Raw genomic sequence first — 12,823 nt, forward strand, 5'->3', positions numbered from 1 at the left:
AATAATCTGATTTTCAGATTTATTATCGTTTCAAAGTACAGGTATTAATTGTTTTTTGTCTGAATTAATAATGCATCGGAATATCCATCAATAAAAATTCAGCATCAGAGTTTGCTTTAATATTTAAAGTATCAGTTCCAGAAATTCCAACAGCGTCACGATTGTTTAATTCCTGACCGTTTATAGTAACATTTCCTTTTAAAACGAAAGCATAAACTCCGTTTCCTTCTTTTTTGATTTTATATTCAGCAGTAACTCCGGCATCGAAATTACCCATATTGAACCAGGCGTCCTGATGAATCCAAACTCCTTCATCATCTGCATTTGGAGATAAAATCTGAGACAATTTGTTATGTCTGTCAGCAACATCCAAAGTGATTTGTTGGTAACGCGGTGTAACATTTCTTTTATTTGGAAACAACCAAATCTGCAATAATTTAGTCTGCTGATCAGCATTTGGATTAAACTCGCTGTGTTGAACACCAGTTCCGGCGCTCATTACCTGAATATCTCCATTTTTGATGATTTCAGTATTTCCCATACTGTCTTTATGAGCCAAATCACCTTCAAGCGGAATCGTAATAATTTCCATATTATCATGAGGGTGAGTTCCAAATCCCATTCCCGCAGCAATCGTATCATCGTTCAAAACACGAAGCGCTCCAAACTGAATTCTGTCCGGATTGTACCAGCTGGCAAAACTAAAACTATGATAAGCGTTTAGCCATCCGTGATTTGCATTTCCTCTTGATTCTGCTTTGTGCAATACTATATTTTCCATGATTTTGACCTTTTGTTATTTTTATAGTACAAAGATACCAACAAGGTCAATGAAACACACTTAATGTAGATTAAGAAAGGTTTTTTTTGAAGGTTCTGAGGTTTTTTGAAGGATCAAAGGTACAAAGGGGCAGAGGTTCTAAGGTTTTTTTTTGAAGGTTCTGAGGTTCTAAGATACTAAGGTTTTTTTTAAGGATCAAAGGCTCAAAGGGGCAAAGGTTCTAATTTTTTGGTAAGGTTCTTTTGGCGTTTAAAAGCTATATAGTTTGTCATCTCTGTAAAAGTCACTTATTTCGGTAACGGATTTATCATTTCGATTGGCTTTTTTCCATCAATTCCCTGATGTGGCCTTTCGTGATTATAGTAATATAAATATTGCAATAATTCTTCTTTTAGTTCTTCCAAAGAATCAAAATCAGTTTCTCTGAGCAGATCATCTTCAAGAGTTCGCCAGAAGCGTTCGACCTTCCCGTTTGTCTGTGGTCTATAAGGTTTTGTATGTCTGTGAACAATTCCCAATTCCATAAGCATTCTCTCAAAAGGATGGTTATATTTCTGCTGGCTGGTTTTGATTCCAAATTCAGGTCCATTGTCAGATAAAATCTCTTCAAATTTTATCTCATAATGATCGCTTAAGATGTTTAAGCATTTTAATGACGCAAACATAACCGTTAAACTAGTGATGTCTGGGATTAATTCTGCCCAGGCAATCCGGCTGTAGTCGTCAATTATACATACTAAGTACAATTTTCGATTTTCTCCTTTTATGATGCTTTTGCTTAAGTGATGACAATCAATATGACCAAGCTGTCCCATTCTTTCCTTGATTATTTTTTGATGATTCTTTTTAATCTTCGGAGTTAACCTGTTTATTTTATTACGCTTTAAAATATTATAAACTCCTGAATATGAAGGTGTGTTTTTTCCTAATTTTGGCTTTAAGATACTAACAATTTCATATTTGTTGTTTCCTTTTTCCCTTAATTCAATTACTTTTCGTTCTATAAATGGCAGAGGACGTCTTGTCTTGTATTTTGGACCACGCTTCTGAGGAAGCAGATCCAAAGACTTACCGCTCTGCTTATAACGGTTATAATACTTTAAGAAGCTTTTTCTGCAGGTGTCATTTGCCTTGTAAAAATCCATCGCCTTTTTATGCAACGGATGAGTCTTGTTTTTTACTTGCTCATATTCTTTTATTAAAAAACGATACTTCTCTAAATAGTTTCTCTCTAATGTTGAATCCTGACTGTTATTTCTCATCGCAACAAAATTTATTAAAGGTAAATTTTGTTACCGAAATATCTAACCTTTACAGAAATGACAAACTATGTGTTTAACAATTCTTATAATCTTGTCATCCTCACAATCTTGTCATCTCGACGAAGGAGAGATCTGCGCAAGAAACTCCGCAAACCAATTCCTCAAAAAAAAAACTCAATCTATGTCGAGCTACTTGCGCAGATTTCTCGTTCGTCGAGATGACAAACTATACTTAAAAATATCTGCGCAAGAAACTCCTCAAAGATTTGCAATTATAAAAATATAATTTCTTAGTGCGCTAGGCTTCGTTCCTCTCAAAGACATTAAATTGTTAACAAATCCTTGTGCTGCATGTTTAAGTTAAAAATCTAGAAAATTTAAAAACATAAACTTGTTTACATTTTTGAAAGAAACTAAAATAAAGTCAAATTTTTTTATTCTAATCTGATAACGCCGGTAACGATCGCAATAGAAAGAATATCAGATTTAGCTAATTCAAAAGGTTCATAATCTTTATTGTCGCTTACTATCTTTACAAAATCATCATTTTCAGATTTACAGATACGTTTTACCAAAATACCCTGCTCGGTATTTACAACATACACTTTGTTCCACTGAAAGAAAGTGTTTATTGATAAATGCTTGCAGGCTACGATATCTCCATTGTTATATTTGGGATACATGGAACTTCCAATTACGGTAATTAAATAATCAGATCCTTTAAAAGTGGGAATCAAAAATTTTGTAGCATTGTGTTCTATAATTTCTTTATTTCCGGAATTGTACTCAATCATAGCGTCGGCAGATAACAGAAACAGGTTTTGTTTTGTTAAGTGATCGTTATTTTTATTAGTAATTGTTTTGTTGGAGAAAATTTCCTCAGTATAAACTTGGTTAGTATTGTGGGTGTTTTTTAATACGTTTCCGGTTCCGTTTTTGATCCAATTTTTATTAATCATAGAATTTAAGCTGCATAATCGGTCAATAAAATCAACAGGAAGGTTAACTAAACCGTTAATAACTTGTGAAAATGAAGATTTATTTGTGTATCCTAAGAGTTTTCCAACTTCCTCTTGATTCTTCGCGGTGCCCAGACTTATCAGTGCTTTTAGAGCTATTTTAATTCTTTGTAACTCAGTCATTTGTGTTAAAATTGTAGGAAATGTTACATTTTCGTTGCTCAGTTATAAACTTGTTTATATCTTTGCCTCAATTTTTAAAAGAAACCACGCAATGGATAAAAGTAAGACAAAAATCTACAAATCCTATGATTCGATTATTTTAGAAGCTTTGTTTTTAAAATACGGTGTTTCAAAATATTATATACGCAAAAGCGTAAGTGGAACCGTTCACGGTATAACGCCGGATAGTATAAAAAGAGATTATGAAACAATGGAGAAAGCAAACAAGGATTTAATTATGAATCTGGTTCAGAAAACACTATAAGTACACAGCCGAAGAAAGCAAAGTTGTTATAGATTTTGCAGCATTAAAATACCATATAAGCTTGTAAATTTTTATAAACATCTTTTTTACATTTTTTAAATACCACACCAGATAAGCATAGATTAACAAAATACAGATAATACCTCAAGATTATCTGATAATCTAATAGAGAAACTGAGATTACAGTTTCTTACAAGTTATATATTGAAATAATATTTCGATACCGCTTATTTTTTAAATACCACCACCACAATATATACATGCGAATAGCTCTAACGCTTTTCGTCAGGAATTCTTGTTGTTTTTTTATATAAAATAACAAGTGAAGGATTACAAATTTATAAAAAAAAACCAATTTAAAGGATTAAAAATGAAGAAAAATTTATTTTGTGTATGGCTTGCATTTTTTGCCATATTATTTTCGGTAAATATGCATGCCCAGATGACTATTGGGGGCAAAAAAGAGCCTGAAGCTTTCTCGGTTTTAGAGTTGCTTAACAAAGGCGGGCTTAGACTGCCTCAAATGTCGACTGCAGAGCGTGATGCTTTTGCTGTACAAGGAAATGACAAAGGTTCAGGACTTACGATTTATAATAAAACAACAGGCTGTGTCGAGTATTGGAACAAAACACGCTGGGTAAGTTTATGTGATGATACATCTGTAAATGCTTTGATTGCTGCCGATAACGGATTAACAGCAACTAACGGTAAAGTTCAGTTAGGAGGCGCACTTTTAAAATCATCAGTGATTACAACCACAGCGGCAAATACTTTGTCTGTACAGGGTTTACAGGCAGGTTCTACTGCCGATAATGTTTTGGTTGCTGATGCAAATGGTGTTTTAAAATGGGTTACAAGGGCTTCTTTTGTTACTCCTGGTGATAACTTAGGAAATCATACAGCAACTCAGGATTTAGCCATGAGTGGTAAAAATATTGCAAATGCAGCAAATATAACAGCAACGGGAACAATTACTGGGGCAAACGTTACTGCTACTACAAAAACAACAACTCCGGCTGCTCAAATTACAACGGGTGCTGGTTTAGGAAAAGTAGCAGTTTCTGATGCTTCTGGAAATCTTACCTGGACTGATCCTGCAACTATTACGGCAAAAGGTGATAACTTAGGAAATCATACTGCGACTCAAAACCTTGATATGTCAGGTAAAAATATTAATAATATCAATAGTGCCTTTGTCAAAACTGAAGTAGAAATAGCAGATAGAGGAACAGGTAACACAAGTTATTTTGGATTAGATAAGTATAATGGTAATTTACAAATCTTTAATAGTTCAAAATCAACAATAGACTTATCTATAAATGAAAGTACTAGAAAGACAACTGTTAACAATCTGGCAATTAATGCGGGTACAGACGGAGTAGCTCCGGCGGCAGGATATGTTGCAACATCAGCAGATGCTAATGGTAATGTGGTTTGGAAATCTGCAGCTTCTTTAGGAGCTGGCGATAATTTAGGTAATCATACTGCGACTCAGGATTTAGCTATGAGTGGTAAAAATATTGCAAATGCTGCAAATGTAACAGCAACTGGAACAGTAACTGGAGCAAATATTACAGCTACAACAAAAACAACAACTCCGGCTGCACAAATTACAACAGGTGCAGGTTTAGGAAAAGTAGCAGTTTCTGATGCTGCAGGTAATGTAACATGGACAGATCCTACAACTATTACAGCAAAAGGTGATAACTTAGGAAATCATACTGCTACTCAGGATCTTGATATGAGCACTAAAAACATTAATAATGTTAATAATATCTACGTTAAGAATGATGCTCAAATATTAGATAGAACTACATCAAATACTAAATATTTTGGTCTTTATAAAGATAATGGAGTCTTTAAAATTTGGAATAGTTCAAAGAGTACAAATCCATTAATGATTGATGAGGCTACAGATAAAACCACATTATCTACAGCGGCAATCTCAAAAGGTACAGATGGTGTAGCTCCGGCGGCAGGTTATGTTGCAACATCAGCAGATGCTAATGGTAATGTGGTTTGGAAATCTGCTGCTTCTTTAGGAGCTGGTGATAACTTAGGAAATCATACTGCGACTCAGGATTTAGCTATGAGTGGTAAAAATATTGCAAATGCTGCAAATGTAACAGCAACTGGAACAGTAACTGGAGCAAATATTACAGCTACAACAAAAACAACAACTCCGGCTGCACAAATTACAACGGGTGCTGGTTTAGGAAAAGTAGCAGTTTCTGATGCTGCAGGTAATGTAACATGGACTGATCCTACAACTATTACAACAAAAGGGGATAATTTAGGAAATCATACTGCAACTCAGGATTTAGTAATGAGTTCAAAAAATATTACTGGAGCGACTAATGTAACAGCAACAGGAACAGTAACTGGAGCAAATATTACAGCTACAACAAAAACAACAACTCCTGCTGCACAAATTACAACAGGTGCTGGTGCAGGAAAAGTAGCAGTTTCTGATGCTTCTGGAAATCTTACTTGGACAGACCCTGCAACTATTACGGCAAAAGGTGATAATTTAGGAAACCATACTGCGACTCAGGATCTTGATATGTCAAGTAAAAATATTAACAATATTAATGTAGCCAGAATTAAATCTGAAGCGACATTTGCTGATAGATCAGATGCTGCTAATACAAATACATTTAATTTTTACAAATCAAACGGAATTTTTAAACTTTGGAATAGTTCAAAAAACCTAGATTTAATGACGTTTAATGAAAATAATAATGTTTGGATAAACGGTCCTTTAACTCTTTCAAGCACTTTGACTGTAAATAATCTTCCAGCAGGGACTGCGTCAGAATCAATTTTGACAAGTGATGCAAGTGGAAATGTGCATAAAATTGCAGCATCAAGTATTGGTGATAACTTAGGAAACCATACTGCGACTAAGGATCTTGATATGGCAAGTAAAAATATTAACAAAATTGCTACTGCTAGTGTTGATTACCAGTTGAAAATTAATGATGTTACAACTACAAATACTAAATATACAAGCTTATGGAAAAAAGATGGTGTATTTGGAATTTGGAATCAAGGAACGGGTAAAAATGATTTAGCAATTGATGAAACATCAGGAAAAACAACTTTGACTGGGGCGGCAATTTCAAAAGGTACAGATGGTGTAGCTCCTGCTGCAGGATATATTGCAACATCAGCAGATGCTAATGGTAATGTGGTATGGAAATCTGCAGCGTCTATTGGAGCTGGTGATAACTTAGGTAACCATATTGCTACACAAAATTTGGATATGTCTAGCAAAAATATTCAAAATATAAATAATGCTTATATTAAAAACGAAGCGCAAATATTAGATAGAACAACATCAAATACAAATTATTTTGGTTTGTATAAAAGCAATGGATCATTTGGTATTTACAATAGTTCTAAAGGCCAAAATGCATTTACTATTGCTGAAACGACTGGTAATGTGGGGATAGGACTTGGTGGAACAGCAGCAAGTAACGCTTTACATGTTAAAGCTGCTGCAGACCCATTAAAACTTGAAGGTTTAGCAACAAGTTCACTTGGTACAGAGTCAGCTTTGATTGTTGGTGCAGATGGTGTAGTTAAAAAAACGCCACAACCATTACCAAGAAGAGCTTTATACTCTACAGGAAATATTGCTCCAGGTGAGTCTAAAACAATTACTTTAGATTTTTCGGCAGACACTGCAATGTTTACGGTAACAGTGGGTAATAACTGTGGAAGAACGGCTATAGCAAATTTAGTTACTTCAAATAATGTAATTTCATTCGCAGGCGGGCAGGCAAGAGATATACTTTATAAAGCTGCGGTTCTTGATGCAAATGGAAATTCTTTAGCTATAAAGTCAGTTTCGGGTGTTACAGGCTGCTCAGGTGATGGAGGTGCAACTCAGTTTGACTTTGATATTCAAAAAACGGGTACAACAATAGTTATAACAAATAGAGGAGATGTTAATAGATGGTATAATATTAAACAAAACGAATTGTAGTATCGCAATAATCATTAATAATAACAAAAAAGAGGAAACAATATGTTTCCTCTTTTTTGTTATTATTAATGATTGTAAAGTTGTTGTATTTACAAATTATACAATCAAACTCGACAATATTGTCATTTAGACAAAAGGGAGAGAACTAAATGAAAATTATTTAATCCTAACCAATTTCCCTTTTCCGGTAACTACATCAAGATAATTAGAAACAGGACTTTGTTTATTATGAATAAAAAAATCAATAGTATCTTTTTTAATCTGATCTTTCGGAATACTTATAATCAAGTCAATATTGATAAAATTATCCAATAGTATTTCATTTCCATAAGAGATTTTTCCTTTTGGTAAATACTTGTTGTCAAATTTGAAGACACTATCATTAAAAGTAATTTTATCTTTTTGGATATAAACATTATCTTCTTCAATTAAATAATTATAACGGCCAGTAAGTTTTTCAGTTTTTTGGTTGAAATTGATAAAAAACAAGGTTATTAGTAAAGCAAAATATTTCATAATCGTTTAACTGTATTGATTTATAAACTGCTGCACAACAGCATCGGTATTTTCATGACGTTTCTCTTTCTCCAAAACTGTCGGCGGAGCGCTTCTTTCCAAACAATCTTTTACGGCACAAGTTTCACAAGTTACACCAACAATTCGTTTCACCAAAGGTTTTCCGTCAATGAATTTGAATTTCTTTTTCATTGTTGGATTAATTAAAATTCCAACAGATATACTTCTAATATAATTTTCTGCAAAAGGATCTTTTGTAGCCGATGAAAAAACCAAATATTCGTTCCCACTATTGGCGTAGCTCGAAATTTGAGCATCAAAAAAATGAGATTTATTTTGTTTAATAGCTTCGTCGATTGTTTTTACCGAAACCCATCTTCTGCAATAATGTTCGTTCGTTTCGTTGGCGTGCGGTTCCTGCTGATGCGTAATGTGTAATTCTTTATTTATCTGATAAAAATCAGAACCGATTTTGTGCGACAATCTTAAAAAGAATAAATTTTTCAGCTGAAAATCTTTTGGTAATAAATTAGTCAATCGCTGATAAAATGATTCAGGCGAAACTTCAAAACTTTCAATTAACTGAACAAATTCCTCCGGTTTCGGATTTTCATTTTCTAAAAATAAATTGATTTTATCAACCACTAATTTTCTCGGCAATAACAAAGCGCCCGCAAAATAAGAAGCGTAAAAATTATGTAAAACCTGATCGAAATTTTCAAACTTAATCCAGCTGAAAGTCAGCAAACGATCGGATATTTTTAAATAATTATAAGCAATTTCTTTGGCTAAAATAAAAGCTTTTTGCGGAGCATCGAGTTCTGTAGAAAGCAATAAAGTCTTGCTTTTCGGAACATAAATCGAACGCAAATCATCTAAAGCTTCCTGATCTGTAAAAGCAATTTCTTCAATTTTATATTCGTATTCTTCTTTTAGAATATCTTCTAATTCTTCAATACTAATTTTAGAATCCAGATTAATCTGAAATGACTTCGAAAACGAAATTACTTTTTCTTCTAAATCTTCAAAATAATTGCTGTGCGCTTCCTGATACGAACGCAAAGCCGCCAAAAAGAAACTTTCTCGGCTTAAATTATAATGCTGTGCAATTTCTATTATTGTACTAATAAACGCATTGACTTTGGCTGGAGCATTGGCAATAATATCAATTAAATCCGCTTCCTGAATCCCGAAAAGCTCTAACGGAATCTCTTTTAAAATTCCGGATTTCAGGATTTCGCCAATCGGAGCGAGGTTGTTATCGAGTTTTAAGGACACCATTTGGTCGTAAGTCACGTCCAGATGCTTGCATAAAAGCAAAATTTTATCCGCTTTGGGGTATTTTTTTCCTTTTTCAATCTCGTTTAAATACGATTTTGAAAGATTAGTCAGTTTGGCCAAACCAAAAAGAGACAAGCTTTTTTGCGTACGAACTTGTTTCATTTTTAGCCCAAAAATCAGCTTTATATAGTCTTTTTCAATATCCATAATCCAAATGTAAGTAATCTAAAAATAATCGCCAAAAAAATATTTTTAAAATTTAGCGAACGTTCGCTTGTTTTGTAAAAAACTTTTTTATAACATTGTATCGTTGAAACTTATTAATTATGAATTAGTTATGATTGATGTGTTTTTAACGAAATGAAAATGATAACAGAAAATCTGTTTTGTAAATAAAAAATTAAAATCTGCAGCTATGAAAAACCAATTAGAAATCACTGAAATGGCTATAGAATTCCTGGCCGACAAAAAGCTTGCTTATCCAAAAATCTGGACAGAAGAAGCCACTGCGTTTATTATCGAATTGCATAAAAAATTCGAATCGCAAAGAAAATTACTGCTTTTACAAAGAGAACAGAAACAAGTCACTTTTGATCAGGGAATTATGCCGGTTTTTATTCCAGAAACCAAAAGCATCAGAGAAGGTAATTGGACAGTTGGAGAAATTCCGAAAGATTTATTAGACCGAAGAGTAGAAATTACTGGGCCAGTAGATCGCAAAATGATTATCAACGCGTTAAATTCTGGAGCAAAAACTTTTATGGCCGATTTTGAAGACAGCACTTCGCCAACCTGGCAAAACCTGATGGACGGACAAATGAATTTGATTGATGCCGTTAATAAAACCATCACGTTTACGGATTTGGTGAAGCAGAAATCCTATCATTTGAACGAAAAAATCGCAACGCTGATTGTGCGTCCGAGAGGTTTGCATCTTCCTGAAAAACATGTTTTAATTGAAGGAAATGAAGTTTCGGGTTCTTTGGTAGATTTTGGATTATATGTTTTTCATAATCATAAAAGACTTTTGGAAAACAATTCCGGGCCGTATTTCTACATTCCGAAATTGGAACATTATCTGGAAGCAAGATGGTGGAATACTGTAATTGATTTTACAGAAGATTATCTAAATCTGAAACGAGGAACCATAAAAGTGACTGTTTTAATTGAAACCATAACAGCAAGTTTTCAGCTGGATGAAATCATTTATGAATTGAAAGAACATATCGTGGGCTTGAACTGCGGACGTTGGGATTATATTTTCTCTTACATTAAAAAGTTTAGAAAAAATCCAAAATTCATTGTTCCGGATCGCGATCAGGTAAATATGACTTCGCCTTTTATGAATGCGTATTCAAATCTGGTAATTCAGAGATGTCATAAAAGAGGAATTCATGCGATTGGCGGAATGGCAGCTCAAATTCCGATTAAGAATAATGAAGAAGCTAATGCCATCGCTTTCGCGAAAGTGAAAACCGATAAAGAGCGTGAAGTTCGAAATGGTCACGACGGAACCTGGGTAGCGCATCCGGATTTAGTAGCAATAGCAAAAGAGATTTTTGATAAAGGAATGCCAACGCCAAATCAAATTCATATTAAAAGAGAACATCGAAGAATCACAGAAGCCGATTTGATTGAACCGCCAATTGGTTTAATCACAGAAAACGGTGTTCGAAAAAACATCAATGTAGCGGTTTTATATCTGGCTTCATGGTTGAACGGACAAGGCGCAGCAGCGCTTCATAATTTGATGGAAGATGCTGCAACTGCCGAAATTTCAAGATCGCAATTGTGGCAATGGCTTCAGAATAAAGTGGTTTTGGATAATGGACGAAAATTAGATTTGGCGTATTATCATGAATTGGCTTTAGATGAATTCAGAAAAATCAAGGAAGAATTAGGAGAAGAAAATCATGAAAAACAGCAGTTTCCATTAGCCGAAAAATTGCTGGAAAGATTGGTTGTAAATCTGCATTTTGTGGATTTCTTAACGATTCCTTGCTATAAATATTTATAAGAAAAAAAAATCTGCTTGATCTGCTAAATCTTCGGGCGAATAATTTTTTCACGCAGATTTAGCAGATCAGGCAGATAAAATGAGAACGAAAAGATTTACGCAGATCTTCTTAAAACTATTTAAGTCCGGTTAAAACTGATAACTGAGACTGAAAACTATAAACTATAAACTTTACTAACCACTTTAACTTAAACTATACTTATGAAAACAACAGAAGACAGAATTCAGGAATTGATTAACGATTGGATTACGAACCCGAGATGGAAAGGTGTTGAACGTCCTTACACTGCGAGTGAAGTAGTAACACTTCAAGGGTCTTATAAAATTGAGCATTCTATTGCCAAAATGGGTGCGGAGAAATTATGGAGAAAGTTAAAAAGTCAGGATTATGTTGCGGGTTTGGGGGCGTTGACTGGAAATCAGGCGATTCAGGAAGTCGATGCAGGTTTAGAAGCAATTTATTTAAGCGGATGGCAGGTTGCTGCTGATGCAAATCTGGCAGGAGAAATGTATCCTGACCAATCGCTTTATCCTGTAAACAGCGTTCCGATGGTGGTAAAAAAGATAAACAACGCTTTATTGCGTGCTGATCAGATTCAGACTGTAAATAAAATTGAAGATAAAAAAGATTATTTAGTTCCGATTGTGGCTGACGCCGAAGCTGGTTTTGGCGGAAACCTAAATGCTTTCGAATTAATGAAATCTATGATTGAAGCCGGAGCTTCTGGAGTTCATTTTGAAGATCAGTTAAGTTCTGCTAAAAAATGCGGGCACTTGGGCGGAAAAGTTTTGGTTCCGACTCAGGAAGCGATCAACAAATTAATTGCAGCGCGTTTGGCTTCAGATGTTATGGGGGTTTCAACTTTAATTGTTGCGAGAACAGATGCCGATGCTGCTAATTTGCTAACAAGCGATGCCGACCCAAGAGATAGAAAATTTTTGACTGGAGAAAAAACGACAGAAGGTTTCTTTTATGTAAAAAACGGAATCGAGCAGGGAATTGCGAGAGGTTTGAGCTACGCACCATACGCCGATTTAATCTGGATGGAAACCAGCAATCCCGATTTAGATTATGCGAGAAAGTTTGCAAAAGCAATGAAAAAAGAATTTCCAGACAAAATGTTGGCATATAATTGTTCGCCATCTTTTAATTGGGCAGCAAAATTATCAGTTGCCGAAATGGAAACGTTTAGAGAAGATTTGGCCGAAATGGGATATAGTTTTCAATTCATTACTTTAGCAGGTTTCCATGCTTTGAATACAAGTATGTTTGAATTGTCTAAAGCCTACAAAGAGCGCGGAATGGCAGGTTATTCTGAATTGCAGGAACGTGAATTTGCTTTACAGAAAAACGGATTCAGAGCTGTAAAACATCAAGCTTTTGTGGGAACTTCTTATTTCGATGCTGTACAAAATACGGTAATGCTAGGAAAATCAGCAATAACGGCAATGGAACATTCTACAGAGGTTGAGCAATTTTAATTCTTTTTTTTACCATTAAGATATTAAGAAAGTTAAGCTTTATATTC

9 protein-coding genes are annotated in these 12,823 nt (G+C 34.4%); 4 read left to right on the plus strand and 5 right to left on the minus strand.

Annotated features, from left to right (window positions below):
• Positions 1 to 64 precede the first annotated feature (64 nt).
• From ABDW27_RS15865 to ABDW27_RS15875, 3 genes are all read right to left on the minus strand, one after another.
• Positions 65 to 781, minus strand: a complete 717-nt coding sequence (locus ABDW27_RS15865; protein ID WP_343696789.1) for a pirin family protein — start codon at positions 779 to 781, stop codon at positions 65 to 67.
• 287 nt (positions 782 to 1,068) lie between these two features.
• Entirely contained in the window at positions 1,069 to 2,043 is a 975-nt protein-coding gene (locus ABDW27_RS15870) for an integrase core domain-containing protein (RefSeq protein WP_343695512.1), read from the minus strand.
• 434 nt (positions 2,044 to 2,477) lie between these two features.
• Positions 2,478 to 3,185: a S24 family peptidase gene (locus ABDW27_RS15875; RefSeq protein ID WP_343696790.1), complete on the minus strand. Its 708-nt coding sequence runs from the start codon at positions 3,183 to 3,185 to the stop codon at positions 2,478 to 2,480.
• A gap of 91 nt (positions 3,186 to 3,276) precedes the next feature.
• Between ABDW27_RS15875 and ABDW27_RS15880 the strand changes: the two genes are divergently transcribed.
• Complete coding sequence (locus tag ABDW27_RS15880; protein WP_343696791.1) at positions 3,277 to 3,489, plus strand: hypothetical protein; 213 nt, start codon at positions 3,277 to 3,279, stop codon at positions 3,487 to 3,489.
• Positions 3,490 to 3,859: 370 nt separating this feature from the next.
• Positions 3,860 to 7,480: a hypothetical protein gene (locus ABDW27_RS15885; protein ID WP_343696792.1), complete on the plus strand. Its 3,621-nt coding sequence runs from the start codon at positions 3,860 to 3,862 to the stop codon at positions 7,478 to 7,480.
• A 156-nt stretch (positions 7,481 to 7,636) separates the two neighbouring features.
• Here the strand turns inward: ABDW27_RS15885 and ABDW27_RS15890 are convergent, their stop codons facing one another.
• Positions 7,637 to 7,996, minus strand: coding sequence for a hypothetical protein (locus ABDW27_RS15890; RefSeq protein WP_343696793.1), 360 nt, complete (start codon positions 7,994 to 7,996; stop codon positions 7,637 to 7,639).
• Positions 7,997 to 8,002: 6 nt separating this feature from the next.
• Positions 8,003 to 9,484 carry an XRE family transcriptional regulator gene (locus ABDW27_RS15895; protein WP_343696794.1) on the minus strand — a complete coding sequence of 494 codons (1,482 nt, stop codon included), beginning with the start codon at positions 9,482 to 9,484 and terminating at the stop codon, positions 8,003 to 8,005.
• A gap of 208 nt (positions 9,485 to 9,692) precedes the next feature.
• Here ABDW27_RS15895 and aceB point away from each other — a divergent pair, with 208 nt between their 5' ends.
• Both aceB and aceA read left to right on the plus strand, forming a co-directional pair.
• A complete protein-coding gene (aceB, locus tag ABDW27_RS15900) occupies positions 9,693 to 11,294 on the plus strand; it encodes a malate synthase A (RefSeq protein WP_343696795.1) in 1,602 nt (533 codons plus the stop codon).
• A gap of 201 nt (positions 11,295 to 11,495) precedes the next feature.
• Positions 11,496 to 12,776 (plus strand): isocitrate lyase, encoded by a 1,281-nt coding sequence (aceA, locus tag ABDW27_RS15905; RefSeq protein ID WP_343696796.1) that lies wholly within the window; start codon positions 11,496 to 11,498, stop codon positions 12,774 to 12,776.
• The last annotated feature ends 47 nt before the right edge of the window (positions 12,777 to 12,823 follow it).

The organism is Flavobacterium sp. (assembly GCF_039595935.1).
Classification (GTDB): Bacteria; Bacteroidota; Bacteroidia; order Flavobacteriales; family Flavobacteriaceae; genus Flavobacterium.

What these genes read in the sequence shown, in the direction of transcription:
- ABDW27_RS15875 (WP_343696790.1), bottom strand. Translation starts at nt 3,185, where the DNA reads ATGACTGAGTTACAAAGAATTAAAATAGCTCTAAAAGCACTGATAAGT.
- ABDW27_RS15890 (WP_343696793.1), bottom strand. Translation starts at nt 7,996, where the DNA reads ATGAAATATTTTGCTTTACTAATAACCTTGTTTTTTATCAATTTCAAC.
- ABDW27_RS15865 (WP_343696789.1), bottom strand. Translation starts at nt 781, where the DNA reads ATGGAAAATATAGTATTGCACAAAGCAGAATCAAGAGGAAATGCAAAT.
- ABDW27_RS15885 (WP_343696792.1), top strand. Translation starts at nt 3,860, where the DNA reads ATGAAGAAAAATTTATTTTGTGTATGGCTTGCATTTTTTGCCATATTA.
- ABDW27_RS15880 (WP_343696791.1), top strand. Translation starts at nt 3,277, where the DNA reads ATGGATAAAAGTAAGACAAAAATCTACAAATCCTATGATTCGATTATT.
- ABDW27_RS15895 (WP_343696794.1), bottom strand. Translation starts at nt 9,484, where the DNA reads ATGGATATTGAAAAAGACTATATAAAGCTGATTTTTGGGCTAAAAATG.
- aceA (WP_343696796.1), top strand. Translation starts at nt 11,496, where the DNA reads ATGAAAACAACAGAAGACAGAATTCAGGAATTGATTAACGATTGGATT.
- aceB (WP_343696795.1), top strand. Translation starts at nt 9,693, where the DNA reads ATGAAAAACCAATTAGAAATCACTGAAATGGCTATAGAATTCCTGGCC.
- ABDW27_RS15870 (WP_343695512.1), bottom strand. Translation starts at nt 2,043, where the DNA reads ATGAGAAATAACAGTCAGGATTCAACATTAGAGAGAAACTATTTAGAG.